The sequence below is a fragment of the Spirillospora albida genome (assembly GCF_000718255.1).
In the GTDB taxonomy this organism is placed as follows: Bacteria; Actinomycetota; Actinomycetes; order Streptosporangiales; family Streptosporangiaceae; genus Spirillospora; species Spirillospora albida.
Genome location: NZ_JOFJ01000008.1, coordinates 40,191 through 56,710, shown reverse-complemented (window position 1 = coordinate 56,710; position 16,520 = coordinate 40,191). Strand labels below are relative to the sequence as shown.

At 71.9% G+C, this 16,520-nt stretch carries 9 protein-coding genes; 6 read left to right on the top strand and 3 right to left on the bottom strand.

The features are described from left to right. Positions 1-104: 104 nt before the first annotated feature. On the bottom strand, positions 105-2,159 hold the full coding sequence (locus IE99_RS0112915; protein WP_030168876.1) for a hypothetical protein: 2,055 nt from the start codon (positions 2,157-2,159) through the stop codon (positions 105-107). Positions 2,160-2,247: 88 nt separating this feature from the next. Here IE99_RS0112915 and IE99_RS0112910 point away from each other — a divergent pair, with 88 nt between their 5' ends. The 5 genes from IE99_RS0112910 (at position 2,248) to IE99_RS0112890 (ending at position 10,650) form a co-directional block, all read left to right on the top strand. Next, complete coding sequence (locus tag IE99_RS0112910) at positions 2,248-3,054, top strand: TIGR03089 family protein (RefSeq protein WP_030168873.1); 807 nt, start codon at positions 2,248-2,250, stop codon at positions 3,052-3,054. Between the two features lie 79 nt (positions 3,055-3,133). Further along, on the top strand, positions 3,134-4,552 hold the full coding sequence (locus IE99_RS0112905; protein ID WP_030168870.1) for an LCP family protein: 1,419 nt from the start codon (positions 3,134-3,136) through the stop codon (positions 4,550-4,552). Then, positions 4,549-5,769 carry an acyltransferase family protein gene (locus tag IE99_RS0112900; RefSeq protein ID WP_051712451.1) on the top strand — a complete coding sequence of 407 codons (1,221 nt, stop codon included), beginning with the start codon at positions 4,549-4,551 and terminating at the stop codon, positions 5,767-5,769. Before IE99_RS0112905 ends, IE99_RS0112900 begins: the two co-directional genes overlap by 4 nt. Positions 5,770-5,829: 60 nt before the next feature. Further along, complete coding sequence (locus IE99_RS33405) at positions 5,830-9,384, top strand: bifunctional glycosyltransferase/CDP-glycerol:glycerophosphate glycerophosphotransferase (RefSeq protein ID WP_030168864.1); 3,555 nt, start codon at positions 5,830-5,832, stop codon at positions 9,382-9,384. A 255-nt stretch (positions 9,385-9,639) separates the two neighbouring features. After that, a complete protein-coding gene (locus IE99_RS0112890) occupies positions 9,640-10,650 on the top strand; it encodes a CDP-alcohol phosphatidyltransferase family protein (RefSeq protein ID WP_030168859.1) in 1,011 nt (336 codons plus the stop codon). Between the two features lie 54 nt (positions 10,651-10,704). Here IE99_RS0112890 and IE99_RS30245 read toward each other — a convergent pair whose 3' ends face one another. Beyond that, entirely contained in the window at positions 10,705-12,612 is a 1,908-nt protein-coding gene (locus IE99_RS30245) for a glycosyltransferase family 2 protein (protein ID WP_051712450.1), read from the bottom strand. A gap of 270 nt (positions 12,613-12,882) precedes the next feature. On the opposite strand from IE99_RS30245, the gene IE99_RS30240 reads away from it, so the two are divergent. Next, a complete protein-coding gene (locus IE99_RS30240; protein ID WP_051712449.1) occupies positions 12,883-14,802 on the top strand; it encodes a glycosyltransferase family A protein in 1,920 nt (639 codons plus the stop codon). Here IE99_RS30240 and IE99_RS0112875 read toward each other — a convergent pair. Next, positions 14,799-16,433: an eL24 family ribosomal protein gene (locus IE99_RS0112875; RefSeq protein ID WP_051712448.1), complete on the bottom strand. Its 1,635-nt coding sequence runs from the start codon at positions 16,431-16,433 to the stop codon at positions 14,799-14,801. The two genes, IE99_RS30240 and IE99_RS0112875, sit on opposite strands and share 4 nt — an antisense overlap. Positions 16,434-16,520 lie beyond the last annotated feature (87 nt).

The following is a 16,520-nucleotide window of genomic DNA, read 5'->3' as shown; positions in this document are numbered from 1 at the left end:
CGGCCTCGCTCGGGGCGGGTACGACGGCGGACTCGACGGCTGGCTGGGTGCTCACGCAGGGCGAGAATACTCGCCCTCGACGGTGATCGTGGCTGACCCGGAGGTCACGGCCTCGCCGGCTCCGCGATCCACACGTCGACGGACAGGCCCCACGTGCCGCCGGGCGGGCGGGTCAGGGTGCGCCCGTCCTGCCGTGTCCGCAGCTCGACGGAGTGCACCGGAGTGCCGCCGTAGCGCTCGGCCTGCGCCCGCGTCGCCCCCATGATCACGGGACGGCGGCCGGCGTCGTGGACCTTGCGCAGGACGCGGCGCACGTCGCCCGGTCCGGCCCCGTCGGCGAGCCGCGCCGCGGGCAGCCCGCACATGCCCCGCACCACCTGGAGGAACCGGTCGGCGGTGGCCCGTTCGACGACGATCACCGAGCGGCCGGGGCCGAGGTCGGCGCACAGCCTCCGGACGGCCGCGACCTCGCCCTGCTCGGTCTCGCGGCCGAGGAACGGCCCCGACACGACCACGACCGGCGCCACCAGCAGCGCGACGGCCGCGACCGCCGCCGGGCGCACGACGCGCGGCCCGTACCCGGACCGCCGGACGCGCCGCGCCGCCCACGCCGCCGCGAACAGGGTGAGCAGCAGCAGGCCCGGGATGACGAGCCCGATCAGCCGCCGCGCCGCCCACGGGTGGTCGGGCGTGATGCCGGGACGCAGCAGCACCTGGGTGGTCGTCCAGACGACGACGCCGTACGGGAGCAGCCACTCGGGCGAGCGGCCGCGCATCAGCCGCCGGACGAGCAGCGCGGCGCCGAGCACGGCCAGGATCAGCGCGGGGACGCCGATGTACCAGATCACCCAGTGGAGGGACAGTTCGGTGTACTGCCGGGTGCCGTCGATCGCGAGGCCGTTGATCCGCTGGACCTGCTCGATGAAGCCCGCGTTGAGCACGTCGTCGGGGTTGTCCGGGACGCGGCGAACGGTCTGGAACAGCGGCCGCGCCGTGAACCCCGCCATGACCAGGACGGTGAGGACGGCCGCGGCGTCCGGCAGGCGCCCCCGCGCGACCGCCGCGGCGGCTCGCCGCAGCCTGCTCCCGGTCGGCTCCCAGCGCACCAGGGCCACCGTCACGACGGTCGCCGCCACGACCGCGCCGCTGATGTAGAGGAGCGGGACGAGCGAGCCGCCGAGGTAGTCCAGGTAGGGGCGCGACAGCGTGTAGCCCTCGACGAGGCCGGCGCCCGCGCCGAGCAGCAGCCCCCCGCCGAGCGTGTACCCCGTCGGGCGTCCGCGCGCGACGAGGTACCCGGCGAAGACGAACACGGGCAGGACGTCGCGGAGCCCGTCGATCCGGACGAGGACGATCAGCCCGAACGCGAGCCCGGCCAGGAACGCCTTCGCGATCGTCGAACGGGGGGCGGCGCGTCCCTTCTCCTCCCGGACGTCGTGCATCAGTGACAGCCCGCCGAGCAGCAGCACGAGCGCGGGCAGCTCGCTGAACGTGGATCGCGACGCCCACAGCATCGGGAACGTCAGCGCGAGCAGCAGCGCGCCGGCGGGTGCCCAGCGCGGTCCGGCGAGGCGCGCGACCAGGCCGCCGAAGGCGAGCACGCAGCAGGCGCCGAGCAGCGGCGCCATCAGCAGAAGCCCGTACGTGCCGCCGAGCCAGCCGCCGAGGGCGAGGACGAGCGGCAGGCCCGCCATGAACTGCGGGACGATCACGTCCCCGTCCTGGTAGAAGGCGGGGCTCGCGTACGCCAGTGCGGGGTCGCCGCCGCCGAACGCCCACCGCCCCTGCGGGATCGGCAACGAGCCGTGGTCGGCGAGCCGGATCGCGAACTGGACGTAGGACGCCGGGTCGCGGCGGACGATGATCTGCTCCGAGCACATGGCCACCTGGAGCGCGAGGAAGGCGAGGGTCACGAGGAGCACCCCGCCGGTGGCCCAGCGGGGAGCGCGGTCGGCCGCGCCCTCCGCCGGGACGTCCTCCGGTGCGCGGCCCCGCAGGCCGAGCCAGAGGAAGAGCGCCGCGACGGGCAGGAAGAGCACGATCGCAGGGCCGGGCCGGAACGCTCCGGCCAGCAGGAGGGGCAGGGACACCGTCAGCCACGCCACCACGAGCAGCGCCGGCGCGACGCTGATCCGGGCGAGCAGCCCCCCCGCACCCATGCAACCCTCCCTGGTCGTCGGCAGGGGAGCGTATCGGTGTTCCGCCCCGGGGTGACGCCGCCGAGCCGGGCGGCCCTACCCTCGGCTCATGACCGGAAGCGTGGGACCTGCGGATCTGCTGCGGAGGCGGGTGGCCGAGGACCCGTCCAGGCCGTTCGTCACCTTCTACGACGACGCGAAGGGGGAGCGCGTCGAGCTGTCCGCCAAGACGTTCGACAACTGGGTCGCGAAGACCGCGAACCTGCTCGTGGACGACTTCGCCGCCGAGCCGGGCACCCGGGTCGTCCTGGCGCTGCCGCAGCACTGGCAGACCGCCGTCTGGCTGATGGCGTGCTGGTCGGCGGGCCTCGTCGCGCGGCCGGTCGAGCCGGGCGGACCGTTCGAGGCCGAGGGCCCGTACATCCTGGCGGTGGCCGAGGAGGCGATCGGCGGCGCGCTCGGCGACCCGGACGCGGAGGAGGTCGTCGGCCTGTCCCTGCACGCGCTCGGCGGGCCGCTGGCCGACTGCCCGCCGGGGGTCTCCGACTACGCGGTGGAGGTGCGCGCGCACGGGGACCGGTTCGTCCCGGACCCCGCGGTCACCCCGGACCTGCCCGCATTGAATGTGACAAAGACCACATTGACGGCGGCGGCGCTGGTCGCGGAGGCGCGCGACACCGCAGGCAGATGGGAGCTGGACGCGAACAGCCGTGTCCTGGTTGACATGTCGTTCGCCACACTCGACGGGGTTCTGGCGGGCCTGATGGCACCACTAGCCTCGGGAGCTTCCGTCATAATTCAACGAAACTCCAACGAAACCGCCCTAGAGCGGCGGGTGAGCGTGGAACATGTGACGGCGGTGGCGGGGTTGAACGGATGGAATGACCCATCCGGGTCCCTGCGGCGCCTCGGCTGACCTACGCTCTACCCTTGCCGTCCGCCGCCGACACCATCCGAACCCTCGAAAGCGGGACAGCCCCCGGACAACGGAGCCGATGAACAGCAACCCGATGTACATGGAGTACGTCGACGACGCCGATCCGCCGGCGCCGCGTCGGCGTGGCTGGCGCATTCTCGGCTGGATCTGCATCGGGCTGTCCGCGGTCATGGTCGCCGGATCCCTCACCGCCTACGGCCTGTACCGCAAGGCGTTCGGGAACATGGGCCACGAGGACATCACCGCCGCGCTCGGCCCGAACCGGCCCGAGAAGCTCAACAGCGCGATGAACATCCTGCTGCTCGGCTCCGACACCCGCGCCGGCGGCAACGCCAAGTACGGCCGCAGCATGAAGGACGAGCCGCCGCGCTCGGACACCATGATCCTGCTGCACCTGTCCCCCGGCGGCGGGCAGGCCATGGGCATCAGCTGGCCCCGCGACCTGATGGTCCCGACGCCGTCCTGCAAGAGCCGCAACGGCGGGACCGTTCCGCCCTCGTCCCGCAAGCAGATCAACGCCACGTTCACCGACGGCGGCGCGGCCTGCGTGATGAAGACGATCGAGGCCATCTCGAACATCCGCATCGACCACTTCATGCAGGTCGACTTCAACGGCTTCAAGTCGATCACGAACGCGGTCGGCGGCGTCCCGGTGTGCCTGCCGAAGGCCGTCAACGACCCCAAGTCGAAACTCCGGCTCAGCGCGGGCAAGCACGAGATCAAGGGCGAGACGGCGCTCGCGTACGTCCGCAACCGTTATGGCCTCGGCGACGGCTCCGACACCGACCGGATCAAGCGGCAGCAGAAGTTCATGGGCGCCCTCGCCAACAAGGCGATGAGCGCGGGCGTGCTCAGCAACCCGTCCAAGATGCTGGCGCTGATGAACGCGGTCACCAAGTCGCTGACCACCGACAAGGACCTCGACGCCCAGACGATGCTGAAGATCGCCAAGGGCATGCAGGGCATGTCGGCGGGCAAGCTGCGGTTCATCACCGTCCCGTCCGGGCCCGACCCCCTCGACCCGAACCGGGTCGCGCTGACCTCCGCCGCGCAGCCGTTCTTCCGCGCCGTCCGCAACGACACGAAGGTCCCCGAGGCGCCCAAGCGCACGGCCGTCAAGATCGACCCGAGCCAGGTGCGGGTCCGGGTGTTCAACGCCAGCGGCATCGACGGCCAGGCCCGCCGCGTCGCCGAGGACCTCGAGGCCCAGGGCTTCCACGTCACCGTCGGCGGGAACGCCTCCGCGACCGCCGCCACCCGCGTCCTGTACGCGACGGGCGCCGACCAGGGCGCGCAGCTGCTCGCCGGGATGATCCCGAGCCGGCCGCAGCCGGCCGCCCGCACCAGCGGCGGCTCGCCCGGCGTCGTCGACCTCGTCGTCGGCCGCGACTGGACCGTGCTCAAGAGCATCAAGAGCGGCATCCCCAGGCAGCAGGGCGAGATCCGCGCGGACGACGACATCTGCAAGCAGCCTTGACCTACCTCACCCCCCAGGCATCGCACCCCCCGCTCGGACCGGCCCCGGGGGGCACCGCACAGATTCCGCGTCAGGCCGGGGCGGCCGAGACCGCCCCGCCCGCCGAGGCCGGGCCCGCGCCGCGCCGGGAGCGCGACCCGTTCTTCGACAACGCGAAGTTCCTCGCGATCCTGCTCGTCGTCATCGGGCACTCGATCGCGAACCTGCTGGACGTCCCGATCGCCAGGGCCCTGTACCTGACGATCTACATGTTCCACATGCCGCTGTTCATCGTGGTCACCGGCTACTTCTCGCGGAACTGGACGTTCTCCGGCGGCAAGGCCCGCAAGCTGATCACGAACGTGGGCGTCCCGTACGTCGTCTTCGAGATCGCGTACTCGCTCTACGACTGGCTCGCCGGGCGCAACGACCTGGAGATCAGCCTCCTCAAGCCGTACTTCCTCACGTGGTTCCTGTGCGCGCTGTTCATGTGGCGGCTGTCCACGCCCGTCTGGCAGCAGATCCGCTGGCCCCTCGCGGTCGCCCTCGGGTTCTCGCTGCTGTCGTACATGAGCGACCTCGGCAACACGTTCAACATCCACCGGGTCATCGGGCTGCTCCCCTTCTACGTCTTCGGCCTGCTCCTGCGGCCCGACCACTTCGAGCTGCTGAAGAAGCCGATCGCGCGGATCATCGGCATCGGCGTGCTGCTCGTCGGGTTCGCGGGCGGCTGGCTCGTCCGGGACCGCATGTCGCGCGGCTGGATCTACTGGAAGCACCCGCACAGCGAGTTCGCCGTCGACAACGTGACCGGCACGCTGATGCGGCTCGGGATGTTCGCGGCGGCGATCGTCCTGGTCGCCGCGTTCCTCGCGATCGTCCCGCGCCGCAGGATGTGGTTCACCGCGCTCGGCGCCACGACCCTGTACGCGTACCTGCTGCACGGCTTCGTCACCCGGCTGCTCCAGTTCACCGACTGGTGGGGCGCCGGCTGGATGCACACGATCCCCGGCGTCTTCGTCGTGATCGCGGGAGCGGCCGTCGTCGGGACGTTCCTGTGCTCCAAACCGGTCGTCAAGTGCATGAGCTGGGCCCTCGAACCCAAGATGACCTGGGCGTTCACCGGCCTTCGCCGGCCCCGCGGCACCGGCCGCGCCGTCGGCGCGGCGGCGCCCCCGGCGGGCCCCGGCGGCGAGCCGCGCGCGGAGGCGCCGATCGGGGCTCACAGACCGTCATGATTCGCCCCGGCCGGGTTCGACCGGTCGGATAATCTGGGAACCCCTGCCCGTGGGAGAGATGTGTCACCGCTGCTGAGCGTCGTCGTACCGTTCTACAACGTCGAGGAGTACCTCGCGGATTGCCTCGAGTCGGTGCAGCAGCAGACGCTGCGCGACATCGAAGTGATCATGGTCGACGACGGCTCGCCGGACGGCAGCGCGGCGATCGCCAAGGAGTTCGCCCAGCGCGACGGGCGCTTCCGCCTCGTCACCCAGGAGAACCAGGGCCTCGGCCCGGCCCGCAACACCGGCACCCGCCACGCCACCGGCCGGTACATCGCGTTCCTGGACTCCGACGACATCGTCCCCCGCTACACCTACGAGCTGATGGTGGGGACGCTCGAGGAGACGGGCTCCGACCTGTGCTGCGGGGGCGTCCGGCGGCTGACCTCGGCGGGGCCGCGCAACTCCCCGATGCACACCGAGATGTTCCTCGTCACCGAGAAGAAGACGCACATCACGCGGCGGCACGACCTGCTCGGCGACCGCACCGCGTGGAACAAGGTGTTCCGCAAGGACTTCTTCGACGCCAACGCGTTCGCGTTCCCGCCCGGCCTGTACGAGGACGCGCCGGTGACGATCCCCGCGCACTTCCTGGCGAAGTCCGTGGACGTCCTGTCCGACATCGTCTACTACTGGCGCGAGCGCGAGGGCGAGTCCCAGTCGATCACGCAGCGGCGCACCGAGCCCGGCAACCTGGAGGACCGGGTCCGGACGACGCAGGCCGTCACCGCGTTCCTGCGCGACCGCTCCCCCGAGCTGTGGCGGGCGCAGCTGACCTCGGTGCTGTCGGGCGAGCTGCCCCTCTACATCGACGTGGCGGGCGAGGGCGGCCCCGAGTACCAGGAGCGGCTCCGCGCGCTGGCCGGCGAGGTCGTCGCCGAGGCCGACGAGTCGATCATGCGCGGGCTGACCTCGCTGAAGCGGCTCAAGTACCACTTCCTGGCCGACGGCATGATCGACGAGCTGCTGGAGATGATCAACTACCAGCAGGCGCGGATCTTCACCGCCGACGTCGTCCGCAAGGGCGACCGCTGGTACGCCGACTACCCCTACTTCCAGGACGCGTCGCGCGCCGTCCCCGACCACCTCTACGACGTCACCGACGAGCTGACCCTCCAGTGCCGCGCCGACGAGGCGTCCTGGCACGGCGAAAGACTCACGGTCTCGGGGCACGCCTACATCACGCGGATCCCGATGCCCGAGATTACCGAAGCGGGCACCGACGCCGAGTCGTCGCAGATCCGGGTGTGGCTCAAGCACGCCCGCCACGGCACGATCGAGCTGCCCGTCGAGCGCGTCCGGCGCCCGGACGTGTCCGCCGACGCCCGCCGCGCCGCCGCCGACTACGACTGGTCCGGGTTCACCGTCGAGATCGACCCCGCCGACCTGCGGGTCAGCCGCTACCGGTTCATGCGGGCCAGCAAGTACCGGCTGCTCAAGGCGCTGCGGTCGGCGAACTGGGAGCTGCACGCCGAGGTCGTCGCGCCGGGCGGCCTGCGGCTGAGCGGCCCGCTGCGCGGCCCCCGCCGCAGCGACGTCCGCTGGGCCAACGCCCACAGCGCCGCCCCGGACGTCTGGATCCGCCCGGTCACCACGGCCGGCGACCGGTTCATCGTCCAGGTGAAGCAGCTCGTCGCGCATGTCACCGGCGCCCGTGTCGACACCGCCGACGGGCAGGCCACCCTCGTGCTGTCCGGCCGCGTCGCCGACCCGTCCGCCGCGTCCGGCGAGCTGGTGCTGGCCCGCCGGCAGGGCATGGCCGAGGCGCGGCTGCCCGTCACCCTCGGCTCCGACGGCGCGTTCGAGGCCGCCGTGCCGGTCGACGTGCTCGTCTCGCACGCCAGCGAGACCGCCGCGACCCTGCACACCTGGGTCACCGAGGGCCTCGACTGGGACGTGTCGCTGAAGCTCGCCGGGCATGGCAAGCCGACCCGGCTCACCATCCACGACGACGTCGAGCTGCGGCACTGCCTCGGCACCGACGAACTCGTGGTGACCCGGACGAAGTTCGGCAACCTGCGGATCGTCGAGCGCCCCGTCCGGCCCGCCGTGACGAAGGCGGAGTGGACGCCGGACGGGCGGCTCGTCCTCACCGGCGAGATGGCGGGCGCCGACCGTCCCGACCACCTGCTCGTCCGGCTCCGCAACGGCGGCGACACCTACCCCTTCCCCGCGACCTGGACCGACGGGAGCTTCACCGCCGAGCTCGCGCCCGCCGCGATCCCCCGCTTCGGCGAGGAGCTCCCGCTCGGCACCGGCCACTGGGGGTTCTTCGCGCCCACCGCCGACGGCGAGATCGCCGTCGCGATCGCCCGCTCGTCCGTCGCCGGGCTGCCCGCGCCCCGCGTCGTCGGCCTGCACGAGTTCAAGCTCGCCACCTACCAGGCGGACGCGCTGCGCCTGGAGTCGCGTCCGGCCCAGGCCGACGAGGAGCGCGGCGTCTACGGGCTGAAGCGGCTCGCGCTGCGCGACTACCCCGGCTTCCGGTCGCGGCCCCTCCGGGACATGGCGCTGTTCGAGAGCTTCCGGGGACGCCAGTACTCCGACAGCCCCCGCGCGATCTACGAGGAGATGGCGCGCCGCCGGCCCGACCTGGAGTACGTCTGGGTCACCAAGGACGGCCAGTTCCAGGCTCCCGACGGCGTCCGGACCGTCCTGTACGGCGGACGCGACCACTTCGAGGTGCTCGGCCGCGCGAAGTACCTCGTCGGCAACGACCCGATGCCGGAGTGGTTCGCCAAGCGCGAGGGCCAGTTCTACTGCCAGACCTGGCACGGGACGCCGCTGAAGCGCATCGGCTACGACATCGAGCGCCCCCAGTTCAAGAACGCGCAGGACTACCTCCGCCGGTTCAGCGACGACGTCGCCCAGTGGGACGTCCTGGTGTCCCCCAACCCGTTCAGCTCACCGATCATGCAGCGGGCGTTCCGGTACGACGGGGAGCTGCTGGAGTCCGGCTACCCGCGCAACGACCTGCTCGCCCGCGGCGACGCCGGCCGCGCGACCCGCGTCCGGCGGCTGCTCGGCATCCCCGAGGGCGCGAAGGTCGTCCTGTACGCGCCGACGTGGCGGGACGACCAGGCCCGCGCGGGCGGCTACCGGATGGAACTGAAGCTCGACCTCGCCGCGGCCCGCGAGGCCCTCGGCGACGACCACGTCCTGCTCGTCCGGGGCCACTTCAACCTGGGCGGCGGCGTGGAGGGCGCGGACGGCGGGTTCGCGATCGACGTCACCCGCTACCCCGACATCGCCGACCTGTACCTGATCGCCGACGTGATGATCACCGACTACTCGTCGGTGATGTTCGACTTCGCGGTGACCGGGCGGCCCCAGCTGTTCTTCACCTACGACCTGGAGCGCTACCGCGACCAGCTCCGCGGCTTCTACTTCGATCTGGAGGCCGAGGCGCCGGGGCCGCTGTGCCACACCTCCGACGAGCTGATCGAGGCGATCCGCGTCGCGCAGGCCACCGTGCCGATCTACGCGGCCCGCTACGAGGCGTTCCGGCGGAAGTTCTGCGCGTGGGACGACGGCGGCGCCGCGGCGCGGGTCGTCGACCGCATGCTGGGCTGAACCCGGCCGGGCGCCGGGCCGAACCCGGCGCCCCCCTTCGGGGTCTAAACCGGACGTAGGGGCTACGACTCGACAAGAAGCCGCAATTCCTGGTCTTGTCAGCCGATACCATCTAGGACGGCCGTGTTCGGCCAACGGCGCGGATACCGGGGCACCCCCCGAACGACCGGGTCACGACGCCAAAATCTGATCTTGAGGTGCGCGCGGGGACGCGACGGGGGAGACCTCGCTTCACAGTGGAAAGGACCCCTCTCCATGGCGAACTTCACGCTCGAGGACGTTCGGCAACGGACGTACAAGGCGCGTGACGCATGGTGGACGGTACTGCTCGTCGATCCGCTCGCCTCCCGGCTCGTGCGGTTCACCGCGAACCGGACGAGGATCACGCCGAACCAGCTCACCGTGGGCGCCCTCATCCTCGGCCTCGCCGCCGGCGCCTGCTTCGCCGTCGCGTCCTGGCCCTGGCTGCTCCTCGGCGCCCTGCTGTACCACCTGTCGTTCACGCTCGACTGCATGGACGGCAAGATCGCCCGTCTCAAGGGCACCGGCTCGGTGTTCGGCGCGTGGCTCGACTACATCTTCGACCGCGTCCGCGTCCTGGCCTGCTCCATCGCCCTGATGGGCGGCCAGTACATCGCGACCGACAACGTCGCGTACGTCTGGACGGCCGTCGCGGTCGTGTTCCTGGACATGCTCCGCTACATGGACGCGCTGGAGATCTACAAGGTCCGCGGGCAGATGCGCACCAGGCTGGCCGCCGCCCGCGCCGAGGCGCAGGACCTGGAGAACCGGACCCGCGCGTTCACGGGCGAGCCGTCCGCGCTCGACGAGATCCGCTCCGTCGAGGGCGCGCTCGCCGAGGACCCCGAGGCCGACATGGAGGACCGCGTCCTCGGCGACAACCCGAACGTCGAGCTCCAGCAGGGCTTCAACCAGAAGTTCCCCTGGTACGCGCGCATCCGGAACGTCCTGAAGGCCGGCCGGATCCGCCCGCACCTGATCAGCGGCATCGAGTTCCAGATGGGCGTCTTCATCGTCGCCCCCGTCGCCGCCGCGGTCATCTCCGGCGCGATCATCCCGGTGGTGGTGCTCAGCGCCCTCGGCATGCTGGCGTTCGAGTTCATCATCATCTACAAGTTCTGGCTGTCCACGCGCGACTACAGCCGCAACCTCGCCAAGCTCGACGCCAAGATCGAGGGCTACCGGTCCCGGCTCCCCGCCGAGTACCCCGCCCCGACCGAGGCGACGATCGGCAGCGCCGGCTGACCCCTCCGCGTCAGAAGCCCCCGGGACCTCCCGGGGGCTTCTCGTTTTCCGGGGTCAGGCGCCGCGGCCCATGAAGCGGCGGACGAGCCGGACCGAGCCGCTCCCGATCTCGAACGAGAGGTTGCCGGCGACCGTCCGGAAGGGGCGCGGCCCTCGCCGCCCGAAGCCCTCTTCGGGCGCTTCGCCCACCGCGGCCCTGAACGCCCCCGTCGCGCCGTTCACGGTGATCTCGTAGAGGACGTCCCACTTGCCGCGCCTGAGGCCGGACACAGGGATCTCACCGCCCAGCACGAGGCGTCCGGGCTCGGCGCCGACCTCGAGCTCCGCGGCGCGGACGTCGTCGGACCCGCGCCGCCGCAGGAGCACCCGCGCGGTCGCCGCCACCGGGACGGCGCCGATCTCGGCATCGATCCTGAGCAGGCCGGGACGCGCCAGGGCGATCTTCGCGGGCGAGGCGGGGCCGTGGCGCCCGCCGAGCCCGCCGACATGGAGCGCGAGCGCGCGGCTGCCCTTCGTCAGGTAGGGGGTGATGACCGGCAGGCCCTCGGCGACGGGGGCGACGCGCCCGCCGGGCAGGGGACCGGCGTTCCTGTCGGGGACGAGCCGTCCCTCATGCGCGCGACCGTCGACGGTGACCACGGCATAGGCGTCATAGCGGCCGGGTGGGAGCGCGCGGCCGGTGAAGTCGATCCGGGCGGTGAGGGTCTTCTCCCCGCCGCTCTCGAACGGGACGCGGACCTCCTCGCCCCCCTCCCGGCGCCGCAGGACCAGTTCCCCCTGCTGCCGGTCGCCCGCGAGGCGGTTGACGAACGCGTAGCCGTGGACGACGAGAAGGCCGTCCCGCCATTCGACGCCGGTGACGCCGTGCCGCATGTCCAGCGGCCCGCGTACCAGGAAGACCTCGTCCGGGACGGTGCCCTCACGGAAACCGGGGTAGGCGGCGTACGCGTCGTCGCCGTCCACCACGATCTCCGGCGGCCCTTCCGCGTGGGCCAGCGCGGCCCTGTCGGCCAGGTCGTCCATCCCGTGCCGGAGCGCGTAATCGATCAGCCGCGAGTACGGCGACAGGACCGCGAGGATCTCCGGATTCCCGTACTCGTCCAGCAGTTCCCGCGCCGCCTCCCGGGTCAGGCGCCGCTCCTCCTCGGAGAAGTCCTTGTAGCGCGGGTCGAACCGGGAGAACACCTCGATCATGAAGTGCCGCCGCAGCAGCCGGTCCCGCACCGGCCCCGGAGCCGTGCGCTCCGCCACGAACGCCATCAGCTCCTTGATCTTCGGGAAGTAGGCCGCCGCGGGCGCCCCGCCCTGCTGGAGGGCGCTCGTCCCGTCCTCGCGGGCGACCCAGTAGTAGCAGTCGTAGTCGGCGAGCACCGAGACGCCCTTGGCCTCGAAGTAGGCCCGGACCGCGAAGATCTGGTCCTCCCCCGACAGGACGCCCTCCGGGAACCGGATGCCGTGCCGCTCCAGCAGGGAGCGCCGGTAGAGCTTCAGGACCGTGATGCTGCCGTACAGGTTCGGGACCGCGTCGAAGATCGTGGTGAAGGGGACCGTCCGCTCGAAGAGCTTCCGGTTGACCCCGCGGCCCACGCCGACGTACTTGGGGACGACGACGTCCGTCCCGTTCTCGTCGGCCATCGCGCAGCAGCGCTCGAGCGCCTCGGGGGCGAGATGGTCGTCGGCGTCGAGGAAGAAGACGTACTCGCCGCTCGCGAGGTCGAGGCCGACGTTGCGGGGACGCCCGGGACCGCCCGACGCGTCCTGGTGCACGACCCGGAACCCGGGCCGCCCCTCCGCGAGGCGGTCGAGCTCCTCTCCCGCACCGTCGGTGGACCCGTCGTCCACCGCGATGATCTCCACCTGCTCGGGCGGCAGGGTCTGCGCGAACACCGACTCGAACGTCCGCCGGAGCGTGTCCTTCGAGTTGTGCACGGGCACGATGACGCTGACCTTAGGGGTCGCCATGCGTCTCCAAATCCCACCGATGGACGGCCGAGCGCGAAGCCCCCGATGGCCGCCCGACACGTCGTCCCACACCCGCGGGACCCTGAGCGTTTCTCACGGAAGGACGCCCGGCCCGCGCCAAAAGTTCACCGCGAACGCAAATAAGTGATCAAGTCGATGGCGCGACCCGGGTGACCTGGGATGCCGTAAATTATCAGGTCGGCCCCGTTCCGTGTCCGCGGCGCCGCGAACCGTGACCGGACACCGTTGAACACACAGGAATCCCCGCACATGCCCCCTCTCCCCGGGCGGACGGACGAGACACCTCCTTCGTCCGAGGGTCCGCTCGTCACCGTCATCGTTCCCGTGTTCGACTGCCGGAACTGGATCGGACGCGCCCTGGGCTCGGTCTTCGGCCAGTCGCTGCCGGCGGCGTCCATCGAGGTCATCGCGGTGGACGACGGATCGACCGACGGCAGCGCCGCCGAACTCGACCGGCTGGCCGCCGCGCACCCGAACCTGACGGTCGTCCACCAGCCGAACTCCGGCGGCCCCGGCGGGCCCCGCAACGTGGGACTGGACCGGGCGCGCGGCGAGTACGTGTTCTTCCTCGACGCCGACGACCACCTCGCGCCCCGCGCCCTGGAGCGGATGTGCGCGATGGCCGACGAGCACGGCACCGACGTGGTGATCGGCAGGTACGCCGGCGTCGGCCGCCGCGTCCCGCACTTCCCGCGGACGGTTGCCCGCACCGACGTCCTCGCGGCCGACCCGTTCGTGTACGGCACGCTGTCGCCGCTGAAGCTGTTCCGCCGCTCCCTGATCGAGCGGCTCTCGCTGCGCTTCGAGGCCGGGCTCGCCTCCCACGAGGACCAGCTGTTCACCGCCCGCGCCTACTTCGGCGCCGACGGCATCTCGGTGTACGCCGACGAGGACTGCTACCACTGGGTGGACCGCGAGGACGGCACGAGCGTCCTGCAGACCGGCGGCGCCCGCGCCGAGACGTACTTCCCGGCCATCGAGCGCGTGATGCGGTTCGTGGCCGACCACACCGAGCCGGGCGCCGCGCGCGACCGGCTGCTGGCCCGGCACTTCCGGTACGAGGTGTTCTCGCGCCTCGGGCACCCGTATCCGGAGATGTCGCCCGCCGAGAAGGCCGCCACGCGCGCCGGGGCGCACACGCTGCTCAAGACGTGGTTCACGCCGGGGGTCGAGGCGCACTTCGGGGCGCGCGGCAGGCTGCTGGCGCACTGCGTCCTGCACGGGCTGGACGACGAGCTGGAGCGGATCGTCCCGTTCGGGCTGGACGGCTCGCAGATCCCGATCACCGTCGAGGGCGACCGGGTCCACGCGCTCTACCCCGGCTTCCGCGAGGGCCGCATACCGGACGACCGCTACCGGCTCCCCCGGTTACCCGACCTCCGCAGCGACCTCACGGCCGTTTCCTGGCACGGGGGACGCCTGCGGATCGACGCGGAGGCCGCCATTCCCGGCCTCGCCGCCGACGCGCAGACGGCCGAGCTCGTCCTGAGCCGCCGCGACGGCGACGACGAGCACCGGGTGCCGCTGCCCGCGTCGATCGACTTCTCGTCGTTCGCGTCCGGGCACTGGGACGCGAACGTGGCCGTCCGCGCCGGCGCCCTGACGGTGCGTCGGCGCCTCACCTCCGACCGCACGATCGACCTGCCCGCCTGCCGTCTCGCCCGCATCGCCGGCGGGCGGCCCGTCGTCACCCCGTACCGGGCACCCCGAGGGGACGGCCTCGCCATCGAGGTCGGCGGCGGACGCCCTGCTGTGACCGTCACGGAGGCCGACTGGATCGGGCGGCGGACTCTCTCCCTCCATGCGTCCTTCCCGAGCGCCGATCCGTCCGGCGGCACGTGGACGGCGTGCGCCGTCCTGACCCGGAGGGGTTCGGGCAGCACGCACACCTTCCCGCTCGCGGTGTCGCACGGGGGCGATGACCTGCGGGTCTCAGGCGAACTCGACCTGCGCTCTCTCGACGCCGGACGCTGGGACGTGGCCTTCGAGATCGGCGCAGGCCACGGTGTCGTGACCGTTCGCGCCCCGGCCCCCGCCCGGCTTCCGCAGTCACGCGTGTGGGGGAATGTGCGGATCGCCCCGTACCGCACGGTGCACGGGAATCTGAGCCTCACGCTGACCCATGTGACGTGGGGGCGGAGGGTGCGGGAACTGCTGCCGCCCCGTTAGGAGTCCTTTGACGTCCCGTCCAAGGCGGGCGCCTCATCGGTCTCGGCATCCGGTTCCTGCGGGCCGTCGGTCACGTCCGGTTCCTCGGCCTCGTCCGCACGGGCCTCGGACGCGCCTTCCGTTGCCTCGTCCGCGCCTTCCGTCGCCTCGGGCGTTCCGTCCGCCGGCGCGGCAAACTCCTCGTCCGCTCCGTCCGTCGCCTCGGTCGCGCCCTCCGCCGGCGCGGCCGACTCCTCGTCCGGCACCGAGGCGGATTCGGCGGCCTGGACTTCGCGCCGTCCCGGCACGAGGGCGAGGGCGGCGGCGAGGCAGGCGAACGGAATGGCGGGCGGCACGTAGCGGTAGTCGAAATCGGCGGAGGCGGCGGGAATGACGATGAGCGCCGTTCCCACGCACCACGGCAGAAGCCCGGCTCCGCCCCACCGGCGTACCCGGATCAGCACACCGACGAGTCCGGTGCCCAGCAGTACCGCGAGTGCGGGGCCGGGCGTGTACCAGCGCTCCTGGTATTTCCGCGTCCATTCGGCTTGGGGCTCGACGACCCGCATCCGTCCCCCGCCGTACCTGGCCGTGAGCAGCTCCTGGTCGTCCGACCAGGTCTCTCCCTCCGGGAAGCGGAGGTTCTCCGCCGTCCACGGCGTCGGGTAGGGCTCCCGTCCCGTGTCGAAGGCCCGCAGGGTGTCTTTCAGGACGACGTCGAGGTAGTCGCCGAACTGCTTCTTGATGGCGAGGTTGGCGAACTCGCCCGCCTTGGCGTTGCCCTCTTCGCCGTAAATGCCGCCCGGGACGTCCTGGAACGGCGAGTCGGGCCCCCACAGGGTGTCGAACGCGGGCGCCACCCGGCGGTCGGCCGGCGGTTCGGGGCACATGACCCGCAGTTCGGGCGGCGGCTGGATCTTGGCGCAATCGGCGAAGGCGGCCGTCCGCCCGTAGAGCCAGACGCTCCCCGCCTTGCTGACGGCGAACGTCCCGTAATGCTCCTGGAACCACGCCATGTAGGCGAAGAACGGCCCGGCGAACGCGACTCCGGCCAGCACGACCGACGCGGTCGTCCGCCGCCACCCCGACCACCGCAGTAACAGGACGACGAGGATGAGCCCGATGAACGGCAACCCGGCAAGCCGAGTGAGAGCGGCGAAAGACGTCAGCAACCCCGCAAGCGCCGCCGTCCACCATCGCAGTTGCGGGCTCCACAGCACCACGGCAACGGCGGCGACGAGCAAGAACGTGAAAAGGCTGTCGGCGAGCAGCATGCGCTCGGCCTGGATCAGATTCCCGTCATACAGCACCGGCACGGAGGCGGGCGCGGCGATCAACCCGGGCACCCACACCCACCGAGGCCAGGCGGCGCGCGCGGCCCGCCAGACGACCGCGTAGACGAGCACCCCGGCGGCAACCCCCAACGCGGCCTGGACGACGGCCACGACGGCCAGGCTCTCGAACGGCCCGAGCCCCCAGAGGAAGACGGAGTATCCGCTGGGCCGTCCGACATGCGGCCGGAACTTCACGGCCGCGTCCAGGTATCCGTGGGAGTCGCCGCCCCACAGCATCGACGGGTATCCGCGCAGGGAGACGACCCGCACGGCGACGGCCCCGGCGAGCACACCCGCGAACAGAAGGTGCGCGACCACGCTTCGCAAGACCCAACGAAGCCCCCGAGCCCCTGCCGACCTCACACCGACCAGAACCACTATGGGGCTTGTGCTCACGATCACAGC

What these genes read in the sequence shown, in the direction of transcription:
- IE99_RS0112915 (WP_030168876.1), bottom strand. Translation starts at nt 2,159, where the DNA reads ATGGGTGCGGGGGGGCTGCTCGCCCGGATCAGCGTCGCGCCGGCGCTG.
- IE99_RS0112910 (WP_030168873.1), top strand. Translation starts at nt 2,248, where the DNA reads ATGACCGGAAGCGTGGGACCTGCGGATCTGCTGCGGAGGCGGGTGGCC.
- IE99_RS0112905 (WP_030168870.1), top strand. Translation starts at nt 3,134, where the DNA reads ATGAACAGCAACCCGATGTACATGGAGTACGTCGACGACGCCGATCCG.
- IE99_RS0112890 (WP_030168859.1), top strand. Translation starts at nt 9,640, where the DNA reads ATGGCGAACTTCACGCTCGAGGACGTTCGGCAACGGACGTACAAGGCG.
- IE99_RS30245 (WP_051712450.1), bottom strand. Translation starts at nt 12,612, where the DNA reads ATGGCGACCCCTAAGGTCAGCGTCATCGTGCCCGTGCACAACTCGAAG.
- IE99_RS30240 (WP_051712449.1), top strand. Translation starts at nt 12,883, where the DNA reads ATGCCCCCTCTCCCCGGGCGGACGGACGAGACACCTCCTTCGTCCGAG.